At 40.3% G+C, this 18,956-nt stretch carries 19 protein-coding genes and 1 tRNA gene; 3 read left to right on the top strand and 17 right to left on the bottom strand.

Translation table 11 applies throughout. The annotated features are described in order from the left end of the window. Window positions 1-18: 18 nt before the first annotated feature. The 7 genes from coaE to H5993_RS04045 form a co-directional block, all read right to left on the bottom strand. Window positions 19-612, bottom strand: a complete 594-nt coding sequence (gene coaE / locus H5993_RS04075; protein ID WP_204776328.1) for a dephospho-CoA kinase — start codon at window positions 610-612, stop codon at window positions 19-21. After that, entirely contained in the window at window positions 605-1,444 is an 840-nt protein-coding gene (mutM, locus tag H5993_RS04070) for a bifunctional DNA-formamidopyrimidine glycosylase/DNA-(apurinic or apyrimidinic site) lyase (protein ID WP_204776327.1), read from the bottom strand. Before mutM ends, coaE begins: the two co-directional genes overlap by 8 nt. 144 nt (window positions 1,445-1,588) lie before the next feature. Continuing rightward, window positions 1,589-4,258, bottom strand: coding sequence for a DNA polymerase I (gene polA, locus H5993_RS04065; protein WP_204776326.1), 2,670 nt, complete (start codon window positions 4,256-4,258; stop codon window positions 1,589-1,591). Between the two features lie 135 nt (window positions 4,259-4,393). Continuing rightward, the gene (locus H5993_RS04060; protein WP_204776325.1) at window positions 4,394-5,113 is read right to left on the bottom strand and encodes a Bax inhibitor-1/YccA family protein; all 720 of its coding nucleotides are present in this window, start codon (window positions 5,111-5,113) and stop codon (window positions 4,394-4,396) included. A gap of 185 nt (window positions 5,114-5,298) precedes the next feature. Continuing rightward, window positions 5,299-6,606, bottom strand: a complete 1,308-nt coding sequence (gene murC, locus H5993_RS04055; RefSeq protein ID WP_204776324.1) for a UDP-N-acetylmuramate--L-alanine ligase — start codon at window positions 6,604-6,606, stop codon at window positions 5,299-5,301. A gap of 13 nt (window positions 6,607-6,619) precedes the next feature. Continuing rightward, window positions 6,620-7,261, bottom strand: a complete 642-nt coding sequence (ytpR, locus tag H5993_RS04050) for a YtpR family tRNA-binding protein (RefSeq protein ID WP_204776323.1) — start codon at window positions 7,259-7,261, stop codon at window positions 6,620-6,622. 126 nt (window positions 7,262-7,387) lie between these two features. Beyond that, entirely contained in the window at window positions 7,388-7,711 is a 324-nt protein-coding gene (locus H5993_RS04045) for a thioredoxin family protein (protein WP_204776322.1), read from the bottom strand. Between the two features lie 156 nt (window positions 7,712-7,867). On the opposite strand from H5993_RS04045, the gene H5993_RS04040 reads away from it, so the two are divergent. After that, window positions 7,868-8,203: a hypothetical protein gene (locus H5993_RS04040; RefSeq protein ID WP_180871788.1), complete on the top strand. Its 336-nt coding sequence runs from the start codon at window positions 7,868-7,870 to the stop codon at window positions 8,201-8,203. 217 nt (window positions 8,204-8,420) lie between these two features. Here H5993_RS04040 and trmB read toward each other — a convergent pair whose 3' ends face one another. Genes trmB through H5993_RS04025 form a run of 3 tightly spaced genes read right to left on the bottom strand, consistent with a single transcriptional unit; the run spans window position 8,421 to window position 11,017 of the window. Then, window positions 8,421-9,071 (bottom strand): tRNA (guanosine(46)-N7)-methyltransferase TrmB, encoded by a 651-nt coding sequence (gene trmB, locus H5993_RS04035; protein WP_204776321.1) that lies wholly within the window; start codon window positions 9,069-9,071, stop codon window positions 8,421-8,423. Window positions 9,072-9,086: 15 nt separating this feature from the next. Beyond that, the gene (locus H5993_RS04030) at window positions 9,087-10,286 is read right to left on the bottom strand and encodes an ABC transporter permease (protein WP_204776320.1); all 1,200 of its coding nucleotides are present in this window, start codon (window positions 10,284-10,286) and stop codon (window positions 9,087-9,089) included. Then, entirely contained in the window at window positions 10,286-11,017 is a 732-nt protein-coding gene (locus H5993_RS04025; protein WP_204776319.1) for an ABC transporter ATP-binding protein, read from the bottom strand. Before H5993_RS04025 ends, H5993_RS04030 begins: the two co-directional genes overlap by 1 nt. A gap of 106 nt (window positions 11,018-11,123) precedes the next feature. Here H5993_RS04025 and H5993_RS04020 point away from each other — a divergent pair, with 106 nt between their 5' ends. Both H5993_RS04020 and H5993_RS04015 read left to right on the top strand, forming a co-directional pair. Further along, a complete protein-coding gene (locus tag H5993_RS04020; protein ID WP_204776318.1) occupies window positions 11,124-11,549 on the top strand; it encodes an HIT family protein in 426 nt (141 codons plus the stop codon). Beyond that, window positions 11,491-11,742 (top strand): hypothetical protein, encoded by a 252-nt coding sequence (locus tag H5993_RS04015; RefSeq protein WP_204776341.1) that lies wholly within the window; start codon window positions 11,491-11,493, stop codon window positions 11,740-11,742. The genes H5993_RS04020 and H5993_RS04015 overlap by 59 nt, the downstream gene beginning before the upstream one ends. A gap of 131 nt (window positions 11,743-11,873) precedes the next feature. Here H5993_RS04015 and H5993_RS04010 read toward each other — a convergent pair whose 3' ends face one another. The 7 genes from H5993_RS04010 to H5993_RS03980 form a co-directional block, all read right to left on the bottom strand. Next, window positions 11,874-12,803: a peptidylprolyl isomerase gene (locus H5993_RS04010; RefSeq protein WP_204776317.1), complete on the bottom strand. Its 930-nt coding sequence runs from the start codon at window positions 12,801-12,803 to the stop codon at window positions 11,874-11,876. 87 nt (window positions 12,804-12,890) lie between these two features. Continuing rightward, window positions 12,891-13,829 carry a 3'-5' exoribonuclease YhaM family protein gene (locus tag H5993_RS04005; protein WP_180871781.1) on the bottom strand — a complete coding sequence of 313 codons (939 nt, stop codon included), beginning with the start codon at window positions 13,827-13,829 and terminating at the stop codon, window positions 12,891-12,893. Window positions 13,830-13,888: 59 nt separating this feature from the next. Then, entirely contained in the window at window positions 13,889-14,248 is a 360-nt protein-coding gene (locus H5993_RS04000) for a YlbF family regulator (RefSeq protein WP_180871780.1), read from the bottom strand. 47 nt (window positions 14,249-14,295) lie between these two features. Beyond that, window positions 14,296-16,389, bottom strand: coding sequence for a PBP1A family penicillin-binding protein (locus H5993_RS03995; protein ID WP_204776316.1), 2,094 nt, complete (start codon window positions 16,387-16,389; stop codon window positions 14,296-14,298). A gap of 119 nt (window positions 16,390-16,508) precedes the next feature. Next, the gene (gene argS, locus H5993_RS03990) at window positions 16,509-18,197 is read right to left on the bottom strand and encodes an arginine--tRNA ligase (protein WP_204776315.1); all 1,689 of its coding nucleotides are present in this window, start codon (window positions 18,195-18,197) and stop codon (window positions 16,509-16,511) included. Between the two features lie 268 nt (window positions 18,198-18,465). Next, a tRNA-Gly gene (locus H5993_RS03985) sits at window positions 18,466-18,536 on the bottom strand. 44 nt (window positions 18,537-18,580) lie between these two features. Then, window positions 18,581-18,910: a hypothetical protein gene (locus H5993_RS03980; protein ID WP_204776314.1), complete on the bottom strand. Its 330-nt coding sequence runs from the start codon at window positions 18,908-18,910 to the stop codon at window positions 18,581-18,583. Window positions 18,911-18,956: the final 46 nt, after the last annotated feature.

The raw sequence follows: 18,956 nt of genomic DNA, 5'->3' as shown, positions 1-18,956 counted from the left end.
CATTTTATTATAGCATTATTAAAGCCACTTAAACAGCCAATTATCAACTTGCAAGTAGGTATTCATTATCGATCCTTCATTATCGATCACCACATTCGCTAGCTCTTGTTTCTGCTCGAGCGGCCATTGGGCATTAATCCGAGCTTGTGCCGTTGCCTTATTATAATGATTGCGCGCCATTAATCGTTTTAATTGAGTGGCCGGCTTAACAGCAACAACCATTACGGCATCACACATGGTCTCGTATCCCCCTTCGAATAAGAGTGGAATATCTAAAACCACTAATTTCACTTGATTGGCCCTGGCCTTTTTTAAATCCACACAAAACTCTTGGTGAATAATTGGCCCTAAAGCTTGATTTAACTTTGTTTCTGCTCGCACATCGCCAAAGACCATTTCCCCCAATTTGGCTCGTAGCAAAGTCCCATCCGAAGCTAAAATTTGGGAACCAAAAGCCGCTACCAACCGCTTTAGGCCCAGTTGATGGGGTTCCACTACCCGGCGGGCAATTAAGTCACCATCAATAATTACCGCTCCTTTTTGAGCAAGATATTTTGACACCGTTGATTTACCGGTTGCAATCCCCCCAGTTAAGCCTAAAACCTTAGTCATCGGCTTTTACCAATGGTTGACAACGGGGACAGAAAGTCGTTCCCCGTTGGGCAACCTTAATCTTAACGAGCTTAGTTCCACACCGATGGCATTTTTCACCGCCTCGGCCATAAACGTCCAATTCATTTTGGAATTTTCCAGCATCCCCAAAAGCATTCTTAAAAGAGTGGACTGTTGTTCCATGATGTTCGGTTGCCCGGGCTAATTCATGAATGATGTTTTCACGTAGCTTAGCAATTTTCGCCTCTGATACTTGGTTTGTGGGTTCTTCGGGATTGATCTGAGTTTCCCACAGGACTTCATCTGCATAAATATTTCCGAGACCGGCTACATGGGCTTGATTGAGTAAGAAAGGTTTAATCTTACTATGGGACTTTTTCATAATCTTTACTAAATAATCAAGTTTAAGATCTTCTTCAGTTGGTTCGGGACCAATCTTTGCCAAGCCGCCATACTGCATTTCTGTTCCGGTTTTAACCAAATGCATCCGTCCAAACTTACGGGTATCCCGATAGCCTAAATCAGTACCATCAGTAAAATGAAATAATACGTGAACATGCTTATCAATTGCAGTACCCGTTTTTTGGTTAAAATAACTTCCTTCCATCCGCAAGTGCGAGATCATTGTTAAGTCATTTGAAAAACGAAAAAGTAAGTACTTTCCGCGCCGATCAATTCGTTCAATTGTTTGTCCAATCAAAGCTTCTTTAAAATTTTCAACTGAATTTTCAATCATTTTTGGATAATATATATCAATCCCATTAATTTGCCGTCCCGCAGCGATCCGCATTAACCCCCGCCGAACAGTTTCAACTTCTGGTAATTCTGGCACAATCTCCGCCTACCTTTTGATTAATTTATATTTATTATAGTTAAAATTAGTCTTAGTTCTCAAGTATCTGGGCTGAAACTAAAAAGAAGATGGAAAAGTCCACCATACAAGGCTATAACTTCCCATCCTCTAAACTTTTATTCACTAATCTAACTTTTTAAGATCATACCAGGTATCGCCCACCTTTTTCTCAACTTTCAAAGGTACTGCGAGCTCCATTGCTGAATCCATTACCTTTGGAACCAATTCAGCCAAGACTGGAATTTCTTCTTCTGGGGCTTCAAAGACCAATTCGTCGTGAATTTGTAGCAACATCTTAGCTTTAAGATGTTGTTTTGCTAACTCTTTTGGCATCTTAATCATAGCGATTTTAATAATATCAGCAGCACTACCCTGAATCGGCGTATTCATCGCCGTCCTTTCAGCAAAAGAACGTATATTAAAGCTCTTGGCATTAATATCTGGTAAATAACGCCGCCGGTGAGTAATTGTTTCAACATAGCCTTGTTTACGCGCAACTTCAACAATTTCCTTAACATATTTTGCTACGCCCGGAAATTCTTCAAAGTAAGCTTCAATAAAATCATGGGCTTGCTTCCGAGAAACGTGGATGTTTTGGGCTAATCCAAAATCAGAGATTCCGTAGACAATTCCAAAATTAACCGCCTTAGCTTGGCGCCGCATATTTGGGTCAACTTTTTCTCCTGGCAATAGGTGGAAGATCCGTCGAGCCGTGGCCGCATGAATATCTTCCCCATTAATAAAATCTTGTTGTAGGTTATGATCACCTGTTACATGGGCTAAGACCCGTAATTCCACTTGCGAGTAATCGGCAGAGAAAATCTTCCATCCTGGTTGACTAGGAACAAAAGCTTTTCGAATGCGCTTACCTTCTTCAAGGCGTACTGGAATATTTTGGAGGTTTGGATCAACTGAAGAAAGTCGCCCAGTTGCCGTTAATGTTTGTAAATACCGGGTATGAATCTTACTGTCGGGATGAATAACCTTCAAAAGCCCAGCAATATAAGTTGACTGAAGTTTTGCGATTTGCCGATATTCCAGAATTTTTTCAATGATGGGGTGTTTACCTATTAATTTCTCTAAGACCGCTACCGAGGTCGAATAACCCGTCTTGGTTTTTTTGATTGGCCGGAGTTTTAATTCATCAAATAAAATTACTCCTAGTTGTTTCGTCGAATTAATATTGAATTCTTGGCCTGCATCTTGATAAATTTCACTTTCAAGTTCGTTAAGACGCTCAACAAGTTTACTTCCCATTTCCTCAAGGGTCTTTGCATTAACCTTAATTCCTTGCATTTCCATGGATGCCAAAACGCGACTTAACGGCCGTTCAATTTCTTCATATAGTGGCCATTGCTCATTTGCTTGAAGTTGATCAATTAACGGCTGACGAAGATTTTCAACTGCTTGAACTTTGGCGACTAAGTGCCGTAAGAATACTTGTTCATCTTCTGGAAGTTGCCGTTTTACCCCTTTACCATACAAGTCTTCATCAGTGAGAATTTCCTGATAATCATGAGTGTGGGCAAGCTCTCCAACGTCATTAGCATTTAAAGTTGGATTCAATAGATAAGAAGCAAGTAATAAGTCAAAATCAATCCCACTTAGCTCAATTTTTTGCCGATGTAACATTACAATTTGAGCTTTAGCATTAAACAGATCTTTTTTAACATGGTTATTTTCCAATAGGTGTTTAATTGGTCCCGTTGTTAATAAACTAGCATCCCGACTTGCGTACCATTGATCCCCATTACCAATCGCAAACCCTTTAATGGTTGCTAAATGATAGTTAGCTTCGGATTGTTCGATATGAATTGCCACCCGATCACCTAACTTAGCTAATGCCGATAGGTTTTCCTTCGTTAAAACTTGAAATTTAACCTCGTCTTCTCCAGTTTGGGTAGGTAATTCTTCATCCCCAGTCCCCATTTTAGCCAAAAAGGATTTGAAATTTAGTTCTTGATATAAAGCAACTAAGGCATCGGTTTGTGGACCTTGATAAATTACATCAGCTAGTGAAATTGCGATTGGCGCATCTCGGCGAATCCGAGCTAGATCTTGACATTGGTAAGCAATTGCTTTTTCATTAATCAGATTTTCTTTCCGCTTACTCTTCTTCATTTCATCTACATGTGCGTAAAGGTTATCTAACGAACCGTATTCTTTAATCAAATTAATAGCTGTTTTTTCACCAATTTTCGTTACCCCAGGATAATTATCTGAAGTATCCCCCATTAAGGCTTTGACATCGATGAACTGAGTCGGAGTAACTCCTAACTTTTTAAGCATATAAGCTGGGGTAAAGTGTTCAGTTTGAGTAACTCCCTTTTTCGTAACTGCAACCGTGGTATGATCAGTTGCCAATTGGGTTAAGTCCCGGTCCCCAGACACAATTAAAGTTTCGTACCCAGCTTCATCCCCTTGCTTGGCCAAAGTTCCAATAATATCATCAGCTTCATAGTCCTTTAATTCATAAGAATGCATCCCACAGGCTTCTACCAATTTCCGGACATAGGGGAATTGCTCACTCAATTCGCTAGGAGTCTTATCCCGGCCTCCCTTATAATCTTCAAACTTTTTCGTCCGAAAAGTTGTTTTCCCGGCATCAAAGGCCACTAAGGCCGCATCCGGTTCAAAATTTGCCAAGATATGGTCCAACATTAATTTGAAACCATAAATAGCTGCCGTATGCAGGCCTTCTTGGTTAGTAAAGCGTTCCATTTGCGTATGCATCGCAAAAAAGGCCCGAAAAACAACACTATTTCCGTCAATTAAGAGTAATTTCTTTGGCATGTTAATAATCCTTTCCCGTTTTACTACTGCTTATTATTTTAACAGACCTGGTTTTCAAAATAAAAAAAGTGGGAAAAATTTTTCTTTCCCACCCTCTTACAATTCTGAATTGTACACAGAAACTAAAACCGCAAATTAATCCCGGTTTGACATTCCAAAAATTTGAAGTAATTGAATAAAGAGGTTGATGAAATCAAGATAAAGTTGTAAAGCACCAACCACTGCTAAACCGCTCACTGAAGTTTGATTACCATATTGTAAGTACAAGTTCTTCATTTTTTGAGCATCCCATGCTGTAAGAACAACAAAGATAATCACGGCAATAAAGGAGAAGATATAAGTGATCGCTGGACTTTGTAAGAACATATTAATAATCCAAGCAATTATTAAAGCAATTAAAGCTGCACTTGCTTGACTCCCGGCTCTTGAAAGGTCACGTTTAGTAACCGTTCCATAGATTGCCAAGTAAACAAAGATTGCGGCACTAGATAGAAAGGCAGCTGCAATATTGGCTCCTGTATAAGCTCCAGCAATTAAGGAAAATACAAAACCATAAATTACCGCTGTTACCATTAACATGATAAAGCTACCGACTGGATTTCGTTGGGCACTTGCACTAATCCCAAAAGTTAAGGCAATTGGGAGTAATAGCATTAACCAAACCATCCCTGCATGCGCGGCAAAAAAGTTAACGACAACCACCTTAAAGGTTGTCATTGATAAATAAGCTGTAAGGGCCGATACTAACACTGCAAGGGCCATATTCCCGTACATCCGCGTTAAAAAACGGTTCAGCCCAACAGCATCAGCGTTTACTTCACGTCGTTGCGGTTCTTGCGAGAAAAGATTATTCAATTTTGTTCCTCCAATCAAGTTTGACTAACTTTGACGTTTACTATAGAAAATCTTAGCAAATCATTGATTCAAGTGCAAGAATCTTAAGCAATCCTTATCAAACTGAGGCTTTCCTCCCGCCACTAAAGTAACGGGTATCCAGCTTAATAATTATTAATGAATAATCTTGGTGTTTGGAAGTTCACCTATTTTTCTAGTAAAGCTTTAAATTGATCTTCATACTTTTCGATATCACCAGCTCCCATGAAAACAAAGACTGCATTTTCATGGTTAAGAAGCTTTGTCATTGAATTAAGGTCAATTCCTTCACTGTTTGGCACAAGCTTTTCAAGGTCAGCACTTGAAATGTTACCAGCGTTTTCTCGAATTGAGCCAAAGATTGGGGTAACGTAAAGCTTGTCAGCAAGCGTCAGACTCTTCCCGAAATCAGTCAAATAAGCTTGAAGGCGTGAATAAGTATGTGGTTGGAAAATTGCCACTACTTCCCGTTCGGGATACTTTTGTCGGGCCGCATCCAAAGTCGCCTTAATTTCAGATGGGTGGTGAGCATAATCATCGATGATAATTTGACCATTAACATTACTTTCACTAAAGCGCCGCTTAACACCCGTAAAAGTAGCCAATTCCCGTTGAATTTCTTGCAAGTCAACCTTTTCAAAGTAAGCAACCGCAATCACCGCTAAGGCATTCAGCACACTGTGTTCCCCATATAAGTGAATTGTAAAGTCGCCTAACTTTTGCCCCTTAAAGTAAGCGGTGAAGTTAGAGCCTTCTGGCGTCCGTTCGATATTCTTAGCTTGGAAATCGTCTTGGTCACTTGTCCCATAGTAGTAGACTGGCACATCAACCTTGAGTTCCCGCAAACTAGGATCATCTCCCCAAGCAAAAATTGCCCGCTTGACTTGCTTTCCATAAGTTTCAAAAGAATCCTTGACATCGGCTAAATTCTTGAAAAAGTCAGGGTGATCAAAGTCAACATTGGTCATAATCGCATAGTCAGGATGGTAGGCCAAGAAGTGATCCCGGTATTCATCAGCTTCAAAGACAAAGAAACGGGCATCGGCTTGTCCATTCCCTTCGCCATCCCCAATCAAAAAGTTGGTAGTATCAACTCCCGACAAGACGTGGGAGAGTAAGGCTGTCGTACTAGTCTTGCCGTGAGCCCCGGCGATCCCAATACTGGTATAACTAGCAACTAATTCTTCGACAGTTTCAGGATATGATTGAACAGTCAAACCTAGTTTCTTAGCCCGCACTACCTCTTCTTGATCGTCTGGGAAAGCATTTCCCTTAACAATCGTCATCCCTGGCTTAATGTTAGTAGGATCAAAAGAATGAATTTGAATCCCTTTTGCTAAGAGCGGTCCTTGGGTAAAAGTTTCCTTCTCAATGTCTGATCCTTCGACTTCATTTCCAAGATCAAAAAGCACCTCAGCTAAGGCCGCCATCCCAGTTCCTTTAATGCCGACAAAATAATAATGTTTCTTTTCCATTTATTAACCCTTCCTACTTAAAAAGTTGGTTACCCTTTGTAAAGTCAAAGGCTGCACCTACTTCACCAAAATCAGCTGGTAAAATCAGTGCCCCTGGCTTTTGTGGCGCATTTTTGAGTTTTAATTCTCGGCCAGAACAAATCATCCCGTCACTTTCAACTCCAAGTAAGGCCCCCGGCCAAATAATTGACCCACTTGGCATCATCGTCCCAACATTGGCAACAACCACCTTAATCCCTTCTGCCATGTTTGGTGACCCACTAACAATTTGTTGTTTATGGTCGCCGAGATCAACTGTCGTAATGTGCAAGTGATCAGACTTAGGATGATCAACCATCTTTTCAACAAAACCAATTTGAAAGTTAGGATACTGGTTTGCGCTCAATTCATCGCGAAAGCCTGCTTTCATAAGCGCTCTATTCAGTTTGGCAATTTGATCATTATTTAAGTCAACGTTTCCGTTTACCCCAGTTTTTAATTCCGGCAAAATCTCACTAGCAGTTAAGAAGTTGTATCCAAGGAGACTCCCATCCTTGGCACCCTTAATTTGTACAATTTGGTCTTTTTGTGAAACAACATGGTCACCTGAACCCTTTGCGGTCATGACCACTAAAATATCGCCCAATTCCGCTGGGTTGTATCCTGCAACTAACATGGAATTTATTCCCTCACATTCTATTTAAATAAACTAAATCTAAGTTTACCACACGAAACGGTTTCGGAATAAAAAAGGTGAAGAGAAAACTAATTTCTCCCCACCTTTTTCTTTAAAAAATAGAATTTAGGCGACTAAACCGTTTAAGAAAGTTTCAACTTGTTCCTTTGTCTTCCGATCTTTATTTACAAAACGACCAATTTCTTTTCCATCTTCATAAACCACAAAACTAGGAATTCCCATAATTCCAAGATCAGCCGCAAGATCAATATTTTCATCTCGGTCAACCTTAATAAAAGTGTAATCAGCAAAATCAGCCTCAATTGATGGCATTGCTGGCTTAATGAAGTTACAGTCTGGGCACCAATCTGCCGTAAAGAAGAGCACATACTTGCCCTTTGCAACTTTTTGACTGAGTTCTGCTTGAGTCATTTTAGGTAAAGTTTCCATTATTTTCCCTCCCAGTTTTCTTACTAATTGTAAGTAATTATACACAGATTTTCATAAAAGTAAACCCGTTTGCTCAATCTCTTGAGCGATTATTTGGGACTAAATCAATCTTATGATACAATAATAATACTTTAAAAGAGAGAAGTGAGGTAAGTAATGGAAAGTTCCAATTCGCCAGTTAATCCCTGGTTAATACCAGTTACCTTAGGACTATCCGGTTTTGCTGGCTTCGTCGCTGGCAAGATCTTTGGGGATCGGAAATTAAACCCCAACTCAATTTTAAAAGCCATTATGAGTGATTTTAAAAAGGAAGGCCCTATTAGTGGGAGTTGGATTAATCACCAAGCAAAGCCATTTCAACGTTTTGCAATTCGCACCTCGGCTTATGAAGGTGGAATTACCCGCCAAGAAGACGACCAACTCACCACCTACCAGTTCTGGGCTGATGCCTACACTGGTTCAATTCTAGAAATGAAACGGGTTGCTAAATGAGGTCAGGAGAAAACCTTGGCAACGGCCTGCAAAAAAATAAGTAGCACGAAGAGAATGGAAAAAAGCTCCGCTAAGCAATTGCCCTCTAGATAAGGGTGTGATTGCTGGTGGAGCTTTTTTTGCTTATGATAATTTAAAAGTTATGTCGGCTACGTTTCAACTTTTATTAGTAGCCTTCGTTGAGTTTTCTCATCCTCTTAATTTTTACTAGTTAGTCTTACTCTCGATCTGGAATATGAGCAGTTACCTTGTAAATTGGTTGCCCCAATTCACTGAATTTTTGTTCATATTCGGTTTCCACATTACCTTCATTTTCATCGGAATGGTGAAGATCCAACCAAACCCCATCAAATATCAAGCCATAGTTATTAAAACTGGTTAATGAGTATTCAAAAAAGCCTTGGTTATCGGTTTTAAGTTCGATCTTACCATTCGGTTTCAAAACGCGCTCATAGTTTGCTAAAAAGCTCTTGTAAGTAAGCCGTCGCTTTTCATGGCGCGTTTTTGGCCATGGATCAGAAAAATTGAGGTAAATTCGATCGATGGAGTGATCTTCAAAGAAGGTTTCTAACCCGGCACCGTTGGCCCGAATTAGTTGGAGGTTTGGTAACTCTTCAGGTAACGCCTTCTTTAAGGCAATGGCAGCGACCGTACTTTCAATTTCAAGACCAATAAAATTAATCTCTGGATGGGCTTTAGCCATCCCGATAATAAATTGGCCTTTTCCCATTCCAACTTCAAGTTGAATTGGTTGCGACTTTTCAAACCGACCTTGCCAATGGCCCTTGACGGTTTCACCATTCAAAACCATCTTTTCCGGGTGAGCTTCCATCAACGGTTCAGCCCATTTTTTGTGTTTAACCCGCATAAATTCGCTCCTTACTTATTTTATTCGTATCTTCAAATAATAACGGTTTAGTAGCCAAACTTCAACCATGGCTAAGATAAGATTTAACCCCTGGTGGCTAAGCGAAAAATGACCATGTCCAATTGAACTCGCCCCAATCACAATTAAAAAGCCAACACAAATCATTATTTTCAACAATAACTTTTCAAAAGCTTGGTGTTGTTCGCTTGCTGAAACCGGGAATAGATGGGTGAAGGCAATTTGATCATATTGGTGGTAAAAAGGCATCAATTGGGTTGCAACCAAGTAAATGAACAATAACATTAAAGCCGTATTTAACCACGGTACCGTAACAAAATAAGTTACGATCATTGCCACTAGCGTCAAACGCATGACTAGATTTCCAACATCAACATTGCGGACAAATCCATGACCATATAAATAACTCCATGGCCCTTCACCCTTAGCTAGCCAATTTATTAAGCCACTTAACCACTGCCGCCGTTTAACTTTTCCTTGGACGCTTGGGACGTCAGTAAATAGGTTGAAGAAGCGATAAACACTATCCATTCGTTGCATCTCAACTGCTGTTGCTAAGCGCCAATTAATCTCAGTTTGCTGGCGGACCCGAAGCAAAGTTATGCCTAAAAGGATCATAGCAACAATTAGGCCAACTAAGGGATACCAGATGGTAAGACCCCAAATCACCATGGGTTCAGTCCATTGCATAATTTTTGTAACCTGCGGCAATTTTTTTAGGCCAAAGCTAATTGTTTGCCGTGCTCGTAACAGCCATAAGGCCTTCGTCAATAATGCAACCAGAATGAAGTAAAATAAATCAACTTGATGATAAGCAACAACCCGCCAATAAAGTGGTAAGCAAATCGCTAAACCAGCTAAACTAATAATTCCAGCTCGCCAATAGCTATACCACCATGCTTGTTTAAAATATGAATTAAATTGACTTGTCTGAGGTAATAAAACGACTGGATCAGCTTTTTCTACTAAGGTAGCCAAACGCCCAATTTGACTCACCAAAACTAGCCAAATTACGATCAATGGCCGAACCCAAACTGCACCAGTGGTAACTTTAGGTAACCATTGCGCATAACTATAGGCCAAAGCACCAAACAAAAAGAAAAGGGCAATGACGAAATGATCATTAAAAACTAGTCGCCAATATTTTAGTAAGTGTGTCAAATGACTTTGCTTTCGGGTTTTAAACAAGGCGCTCATTACGCGTCCCCCCTTGCAATCGCTAGGTAAATATCATCTAAACTTGCGTTTGGGTCAGTTGCTTGCGCCTTCAATTCAGCAAGAGTTCCCTTCGATCGAACGTGACCATCATTTAATAAGACAAACCGATCACAGTATCGTTGCGCCGTATCCAAAACGTGAGTTGACATTAGGATTGCTGCTCCCGCTTCTTTACGCACTTGAATTAAGGCTAATAAATCCTTAACAGCTAGTGGATCCAACCCATAAAATGGTTCGTCAACGATGAAAAGCTTAGCATCCGTTAAGAAGGCCATGACAATCATAACCTTTTGCTTCATCCCCTTGGAAAAGTCTGCGGGAAACCAATCTAACTTATTAGCTAAACGGAAAGTTGTTAGTAGTTTCTTAGCCCGTTCCCAGGCAACTTTTTCATTAAGTTGATAAGCCTTAATCGTTAATTCTAAATGTTCACGGAGGGTTAATTCTGGGTATAAAATTGGGGTTTCTGGAACATAAGCAATTTGCTTTTTATATTTAATTGGTGATGTTGCCAGATCAACTCCATTTAAACTAATTTGACCACTAAACGGTTTTAGTAATCCAATTATATGGTTAATGGTCGTTGATTTACCAGCCCCATTTAAGCCAATTAAACCAACTAATTCACCAGCTGGGACATCAAAACTAACTTGATGAAGAACTGGTAATTGAGAGTAACCACCAGTTAGATTTTCAATTTTTAATGCCATATGAATTTCCTTCTAAAAAGTTCTAATATAAAATCAGTATACCACAATGAGTTGCGGTATACTGGTAGTATACTTATGTTAACTATAATAGAAACGAGGCGGAAATATGACTGATTGCATCTTTTGTAAGATTATTAATGGTGAAATTCCAAGTTACAAAATATATGAGGACGATGTCGTGTACGCATTTTTGGACATCTCCCAAGCCACTCCAGGTCACACGCTCGTAGTGCCAAAAAAACACGTTAAGGATATTTTTGAATATGATGAAGATCTTGCCGCAGCAGTTTTTGCCCGGATTCCAAAGATTGCGCGGGCGGTTAAAGCATCAAACTCCGAAATTATTGGAATGAACATTTTAAATAACAATGGTAAGGCTGCTTATCAATCAGTCTTCCATTCCCATATTCACTTACTCCCACGTTACGCTGACGATAAGTTTAGCATGACTTTCATTAACAACGAGGAAGAATATGATGAAGCTAAGTACAAAGCTGTTCAAGATGCCATTCGATCACAATTTAAAGACTAAATGGTATCAAGAAAAAGATGATCTCTTAAAATTAAGAACCGAATGGTGGACAGTTGTTCACGCTAAGGAGCAACTTACCCTTAATTTTAACCAACTTCGCCAAACTAGTTCAGATGCACTTTCAGAATTAGAACCACTGCTTAAAAAGGCCGAGGTTTTTGGGCACCAAGCTCGTGAAAAATTGAGAAAATAACAAAAGACTGAGGAGAAATCTGGTTTTTCCTCAGTCTTTATTTTATCTCCCCATATTTCACGGAAATACGGTCAAAAAATTTCCCCAACCGCTTCTTTGGGTCTCACATCACAAGTTCTATTAAAGTGGTACTACTTTGAAGAACTAGATGAAGTTGTGGAAGCCGTACTTGATGAAGTACTAAGATAATCGTCTAGGATGTTCGAAAGATCCTTATCCTTAATCGAAACATTTCCTTTCTTCAATACATTCGAGATAACCTTCTTCATGAATGAGGAGTCATTCATATTGTTTTCAACAATTTGGTTCTTCAAATCACTAATGTGGTTAGCCATCTTCCCCTTTGCAGGGTGCTTAATCATGTAGATTACTTGGTAACCATTATCCGTCTTAACTGGTTCAGAGGTGTACTCTCCGGTCTTTAAGTTAAAGGCAGCCTTCTTGTATGCCGAGTCAACACTAGAGCTAGCGTTATCAAAGGCAGCAACTACCCCACCAGAATTCTTTGTTGAAGTATCCGTGGAGTACTTCTTGGCTAACTTCTTGAAGTAAGTTAGCTTGTTTCCATCGTGATTGTTCAATTTATCAATCACCGATTGAGCCGTATCCTTGGAACTAACCAAAATTTCAGCTGTTTGAACCTTTGGTTGGTAATTCTTCCATTGCTTTTGTAAAGCTTTATTACTAAAGGTTGAATAATGGCGAACTGCAGCTTGTAAAAGTAATTGGGAACGAATTTGATCCTTGAAACTCTTGGTCGTTAAGCCTTGTTGAGCTAAAACTGTGGAGAAAGAAGAACCGTACTGCGACTTGTAACTATTGTATTCCTTATTAACGTCTGAGTCAGAAACTTGCTTTCCATATTGCTTTTGCAAAACCTTATCCAAGATCATTTGTTGCAAAACCGCTTTCCCTTGGGAAGTTTGCTTCATGCTACTGTAATATTCACTTTGGGTAATCTTACCACCACTTGTCGTAGCGACGGCCTTATTTCCACATGCGGCCAGTGGAAGCATCAAAGTAAGTCCAGCCACCACGGCTAATAATTTTTTCTTCTTCAAACTCTTTACACTCCTTTAAAAACTTTCTAATAAATGATACCACATTCTACTTAAACACTGATTATCGATCTGAATCTTAAGGTTTTTTTACTTTTCCGGCAGTTTCAACTTGTAAAATCGACGATTATCCATCGCAAATAGGCGCTCCGTAAATTCCCCAGGTTGAACCTTGGCTAAAGCTGATGTCATCATTAACAATGACGCGTCTAACTCATCAAGTTGGTGCAATAACTCCGCTTCCAAGATCTGAGGCCGAACTGGTGACCCATATTCTAACAAGCCATGATGAGCTAAAACTAAATGTCGCAAGGCTATCACTGCTTCAGATGAAGTTGAAATCTTTAATTCTTCACAAATTGCCGTAATTTCCCCATCAATAATTGAGATATGACCGAGTAATTTTCCTTCAACTGTATATTCTGTTGCAATCGGCCCGGATAATTCAATCGTCTTACCAAGATCATGTAAAATTGCGCCCGCATAAACTAATTGCTCATTAATTCCTGGATAAAGGGGGATAATCGCCTTTGCTAGCCTTAAAATTGATAAAGTATGGTAGGCTAAGCCACCGACAAAAGCGTGATGATTACTTTTAGCTGCCGGACTGGAAAAGAAATCAGTTCCATGTTTACTAATTAAGCCATTAATGATTTGATGCCAAGTTGACTCCGTAATCGCTGTAAAAAATGGGCGAAGTGCGGTCTTGATTTCACGATCACTTTCTGGAGCACGGGGAACAAAATCATTTGGTGATAATTCGGGAATAAGTTTAACCCCTTGGATTTCAACTTGGGGCTTCCCTTGATAAGAACTACGTCGCCCCGTTAAATTTACCACTTTACCTGCTTCTAGGTCAGCAACCTGTTGATCAGTTGCATCCCAGAGATTACCGTTTAAGTCACCACTCTGATCTTGAAAGGTAAGCGCTAAGTATTGGCCCCCATTTTTAGTTGTTTTAGCTTGGGCACTTTTGATTAAACAGTTGACCTTAATTGGGTCACCTTCATTAAATTCAGCTAATTGCATCCATCTTCTCCTTAAAAAAGCAACCCCATCCACAATGAGAAGGAGTTGCTAGCTTCAGTTTACTGTTGTGGCAAAATGTCCTTGTAAACTTCTTGAATTGGCTTAGTAATTACCTTATTTAATTCTTGCATCATGCTGTCAACCCGTCGTTCAACTTCCATTAAATCAATTACGGATTGCTTTGTGCTAACTTGCTTTGCAAGGTCTTGAACTTCTTTAATCTCGTCTTCAGAAAGCTCCTTTCCAGCCACTTGCTTTTGTTGGGCATTCATTTGGCTCTTTTGAAACTTCTTGAAGAGATCAAAAGTTGCTTGATCTTCCTTTAATTTATCAAAAGCAACAACCAAATCCTTGTATTCTTGCGTTTCCCGCATTTGGCGTTCAAGTTCATTTGCAGTATCGTAAATATTTACAACCATAATCGGCCTCCAAAAAATTTAATCATTAAACCTATTCTAACAGACCCTTACTGGAAAAGCGAACGAACATTATTCCAAGCTTGGTTCAATCGATCCTTAACGTTTTGGGCAAAATCACTCGCTTGTTGCAATAAATTCCCATTCGGGGTTTTTGTTCCACTAGTTGCCCGGGTTTGAGCATCCTTAACCTGGAATTTTGTTCCAGCTGTGTGTGGTAGTAAGTCACTCATTTCAGAACGATAAAGCGCGTAAATATCGCGATTTTCCACGTCAGAAAGTTGTTGTGTCGCTGTCGTATCATCATAACCTTCCCATGTAGCAACTACCACATCTGGTGTATAACCAATTATCCATTTATCACGATCACTATCATTCGCCTTAATTCCAGAATTGGTTGTACCCGTTTTCCCGGCCAACGTATAACCTGACGGAGCCGCACTCTTCCCGGTCCCAAGTTTAAAAACATCCATCATCATACTCGTCATCTCGTTGGCAACTGACTGCTTAATAACCCGTTTTTGCGTTAAATGACCCTTACGCTTTACCTGATGACCACTAGCATCCACAATCTTGGTAATAAAGTGCGTCGTTGGTAATTTCCCACCAGAAGCAAAGACAGAGTATGCTCGAGCCATTTGCAGTGGGGAAACTCCCTTGGTTAAGCCTCCAAGCGCAAGAGCAAGGTTCTTATCCCCACTCTCGACTGGCAAACCAAATTGTTCTGCCATTTTGTAGCCAGTATTGACCCCAATCTTATTTAAAAGCCAAACCGCTGGTGCATTCAAACTTTCGTACAAGGCTTTATACATTGGAACTTCGCCACTGTATTGATTGTCATAGTTCTTTGGTGTATAGCGATGTTTGCCAGTTCCATAAGTAGTTTTTTCGTCTTGTAAAGTTGAATCATAAAAGTACCCATGTATCAAGGCAGGTGTGTAGACGGCAATTGGTTTAATTGTTGACCCTGGTTGCCGTCGCATCTGCGTTGCCCGGTTGTATCCACGAAAGACGTGTTTTCCCCGCCCACCATATAAGGCAGTGACACCACCGGTCTTCGGATTAACAGCAACCGAAGCAGCTTGCACCATACTTCCATCAGCGAGGTTAGCTGGGAAATTTTCATCATCGTTAAAAACGGACTGCATTGCCCTTTGTTGCCCTTGGTTTAAGGTTGTATAGATCTTATAGCCATCATTCATGACCTCGGCTTCAGTAAGGCCATATTTATTAATTGCCTCCGCAATCACAGCGTCAAAATATGCCGGATAACGGTAAGTATTTGGCGATTGATAACCATTGTTCACCACTAAAGGAGTTGCTTGGTAGTGTTTAGTTTGTTGGTTCGTTAATTTATGGTTTTCGACCATTAACTCTAAAACCAAATTTCGCCGCGCTTTTGTGGCTTTCGGATGGTTCACCGGATCATATGTCCCCGGTGAAGTTAACATCCCCGCCAATGTTGCGGCTTCAGGAACCGTTAAGTCTTTGGCATCAGTATCAAAATACCGTTCCGCCGCATCCTGGATTCCCCAGACGCCGTGACCAAAATAGGCATTGTTAAGGTACATTGTTAGAATTTGATTCTTACTATATTGATTTTCAACTTCAACAGAAATAAAAATTTCTTTAGCTTTCCGGGAAAAAGTTTGTTCTTGGCTTAAGAAAGCATTCTTCACTAATTGTTGGGTTAAAGTACTTCCACCACCAGAAATATAATCTCGCCCTAATACCTTGTTTTTTACCAAAAGAAAAGCGGCCCGACCAAGCCCTTTAACTGAAAAACCATGTTCGTGGTAGAAATTGCGATCTTCAGTTGAAAGAACCGCTGCCGTAACGTTAGGTGAAATTTCATTTAATTTAACATAGGTCCCCTTTTGTGAGTAAAGGCTCCCAGCTGAATTTCCATTTTGATCATAAACCATGGTTGGGTGTTCAAGGCGCGACTGGAGACTCCTAACATTTGCTGTTTTAGCAACAATCGTTAAGTAGATACTCATCAGTAAAAAAGCACTTAAGAAAATTACAATTAGCCACCGGGTTAACTGAAAACGATGCCAGAAATGGCGAAAGTTTTCGCGTAATGCTCTCCATAATCGTCTGAGCCATACTTCAAATTGTTTTTTTCGCTCTTCAAATTTCATTTAAGTGTTAACTCCAAAAAAATATCTTCAACTTCGCATTCTATCATAAATTGAAGATATAAAAAAAGGAAGCCGAGAGAAAACTCAACTTCCTTAGCCAAATTTTAAGGTCTTTGAAATTACATTTCATCTGGTGCCTTAACTCCAAGTAAAGCTAATGCCGACTTCAAAACCTCGGCAACTGCTTGAACTAAGGCTAACCGCGCGAGCTTGCCCTCGTCATCAACCAAAATCCGCGTGTGAGCGTAGTATTGATTAAAGTCCTTTGCTAATGCAAGGGCGTACTTAGCAACAATTGATGGATCGTAGTTTTCCGCAGCCCGTTGGATTGTTTCACCAAACTTCCCTAATTGCTTAAGAACCGGCCAAGCTGCTACCCCAACTTGGGAAAGATCAACATCATCAAAGCTTGGATTATTTTCTTTCCGGAGAATACTCATTGCCCGTGCTCGTGCATATTGTACATAAGGACCAGTTTCCCCTTCAAACTTAACAACGTCTTCAAGCCGGAAATCAACACTGTTCCGCCGGTCGTTCTTCAAATCATGGAAGACAACCGCCCCAATTCCGACCATCTTAGCAACTTCTTCGGGGTTCTTAAGCGATGGATTCTTTTGGGTAATTTGTTCCCGTGCCAACTTTACCGAGTCGTTCAAAACGTCCTCGAGGGAGACCACGTTCCCCTTCCGGGTAGACATTTTCTTCCCACCGAAACTCATTAAACCGAAGGAAATGTGTTCCAATTGATCCCACCAACTAAAGCCCATTTCCTTTAAAACAGCCTTCAATTGCTTGTAGTAGTTTTCTTGTTCGGCCCCAACAACATACAAGGACTTAACGTGCCCATACATCCGTTTCCGGAAGAGAGCCGTTGCTAAGTCACGGGTAATGTAAGTTGTAGTCCCATTACTCTTAATGATCAGCGGTGGCACTAAGTTGTATTTATCAAGGTCAACAATTTGAGCCCCCCGGCTGAGCTTTAACAAGTTCTTGTCACGGAGTAATTGGATTGGTTCTTCCATCTTTTGTGCAGAGAAGGCTTCCCCATGGAAAGAATCAAAATGGACATCTAACATGTCGTAAACCCGTTGGAACCGTTCCAAAGAAATTTCTCGGAACCACTTCCAAAGACGCCATGCTTCTTTGTCCCCATGTTCAAGCTTAGCAAACCAGTCTCGACCAGCTTCCGTATATTCTGGGTGTTCATCGGCTTCCGTATTAATCCGTACATAGTAATTTAATAAGGTATTAATTGGATCCTTCTTAACATCTTCTTCGTTCCCCCACATCTTGTAAGCCGCCATCAGCTTTCCAAATTGGGTACCCCAGTCACCAAGGTAGTCAATCCGAACAACCCGGTAGTTTTCCTTTTCAAGGATCCGGCCAATGGATTCACCAATCATTGTTGACCGTAAGTGTCCCATTGACATTGGCTTAGCAATGTTAGGAGATGAATAGTCAATCGTTACGTTTCCGTAGTGGCCTAAATCCTTAGAACCATAGTTTTCGGGATCAGCTAAAATGGCCTTTAAAATTTCAGCCCCAACCTTAGCTTTATTTAAGTAGAAGTTAATGTATGGACCAGCAACAACAACTTTTTCGAAGTTTGCTTGGTCAATCTTTTCAACTAATTCTTGGGCAATTGCTTGGGGAGCCTTATGAAGGGTCTTTGCCAAGAAGAAAGTTGGGAATGCATAGTCCCCATTCTTATTATCTTTTGGCCGTTCAACCTTATCCGCCAAGTCATCCTCAGTCATCTCTGGTAAGGCTAACTTTAATGCGTCAACGACTTGTTGCTTTTCATCCATAAATAAATCCTCCTTTATAACAAAAAATCTCTAGTCAGTATGCCTACTGATTAGAGACGAGATTTCCCGTGGTACCACTCTATTTGAACTTTCATTCCACTCATTCAAATGAATATTAAACTTTCCTTCAACTCCGCTTCGAAAACTCTCTTTATTCAGCTCCCACCAACCTGAACTCGCTTACAAAGGAAGACCTTTCTACTGTTGTTAAAGGTTTATAACATCAGCAAATGTTATAAAAAAGAACACCGCAACGCGATGCTCGCAAAGCGGGTAACGAGAATCGAACTCGCGACTTAACCTTGGGAAGGTTATGTTTTACCACTGAACTATACCCGCAATCTAGGTGAACTAATCACCTTAATTATGATAACATATCTCAGTTATTTGTCACTCTTTTTTTCCGTTTTTTTTACAGTCTGCTTTTTCCGACTAGACTTAGCCACTTTACTCCCCTTTTCTTTTTCTTCCTTAGCAGCTAATTCTTTATCTTCAGCAGTTCGCTCTACGGCCTTAACCATCTTGGCTTCATCTTTGCGGACAACCGCCCGGCCATTTAATTCGTTGACACTTGTCTTGTCGGCAGGATTGAAATCCTTAATAGAAATCATAATTGAATTTTCATATACCTTTTCAACAATCCCACCGAAATCGTGTTCTAATGGGCCAAACTTTCCTGCCTTAACTTCATCGCCAATCTTATAAAACTTCATTCAGTTCACCTCAGCTTACACTTTCTACAATAAGAGTTAGTTTACA

Origin of the sequence: Limosilactobacillus alvi (assembly GCF_016900115.1) — a bacterium.
Taxonomy (GTDB): domain Bacteria; phylum Bacillota; class Bacilli; order Lactobacillales; family Lactobacillaceae; genus Limosilactobacillus; species Limosilactobacillus alvi.
The sequence above is the reverse complement of the archived record's forward strand: the minus strand, read 5'-3'. Positions and strand labels throughout refer to the sequence as shown.

Excerpts from the sequence above, each read along its gene's own strand:
- trmB (WP_204776321.1), bottom strand. The coding sequence starts at position 9,071 with ATGCGGGTTAAACACAAAAAATGGGCTGAACCGTTGATGGAAGCTCAC.
- H5993_RS04025 (WP_204776319.1), bottom strand. The coding sequence starts at position 11,017 with ATGGCATTAAAAATTGAAAATCTAACTGGTGGTTACTCTCAATTACCA.
- H5993_RS04005 (WP_180871781.1), bottom strand. The coding sequence starts at position 13,829 with ATGCAATTAGCTGAATTTAATGAAGGTGACCCAATTAAGGTCAACTGT.
- polA (WP_204776326.1), bottom strand. The coding sequence starts at position 4,258 with ATGCCAAAGAAATTACTCTTAATTGACGGAAATAGTGTTGTTTTTCGG.
- coaE (WP_204776328.1), bottom strand. The coding sequence starts at position 612 with ATGACTAAGGTTTTAGGCTTAACTGGGGGGATTGCAACCGGTAAATCA.
- argS (WP_204776315.1), bottom strand. The coding sequence starts at position 18,197 with ATGGATGAAAAGCAACAAGTCGTTGACGCATTAAAGTTAGCCTTACCA.
- H5993_RS04000 (WP_180871780.1), bottom strand. The coding sequence starts at position 14,248 with ATGGTTGTAAATATTTACGATACTGCAAATGAACTTGAACGCCAAATG.
- H5993_RS04040 (WP_180871788.1), top strand. The coding sequence starts at position 7,868 with ATGGAAAGTTCCAATTCGCCAGTTAATCCCTGGTTAATACCAGTTACC.
- ytpR (WP_204776323.1), bottom strand. The coding sequence starts at position 7,261 with ATGTTAGTTGCAGGATACAACCCAGCGGAATTGGGCGATATTTTAGTG.
- murC (WP_204776324.1), bottom strand. The coding sequence starts at position 6,606 with ATGGAAAAGAAACATTATTATTTTGTCGGCATTAAAGGAACTGGGATG.
- H5993_RS03995 (WP_204776316.1), bottom strand. The coding sequence starts at position 16,389 with ATGAAATTTGAAGAGCGAAAAAAACAATTTGAAGTATGGCTCAGACGA.
- H5993_RS04020 (WP_204776318.1), top strand. The coding sequence starts at position 11,124 with ATGACTGATTGCATCTTTTGTAAGATTATTAATGGTGAAATTCCAAGT.
- H5993_RS04015 (WP_204776341.1), top strand. The coding sequence starts at position 11,491 with ATGATGAAGCTAAGTACAAAGCTGTTCAAGATGCCATTCGATCACAAT.
- H5993_RS04030 (WP_204776320.1), bottom strand. The coding sequence starts at position 10,286 with ATGAGCGCCTTGTTTAAAACCCGAAAGCAAAGTCATTTGACACACTTA.
- H5993_RS03980 (WP_204776314.1), bottom strand. The coding sequence starts at position 18,910 with ATGAAGTTTTATAAGATTGGCGATGAAGTTAAGGCAGGAAAGTTTGGC.
- H5993_RS04045 (WP_204776322.1), bottom strand. The coding sequence starts at position 7,711 with ATGGAAACTTTACCTAAAATGACTCAAGCAGAACTCAGTCAAAAAGTT.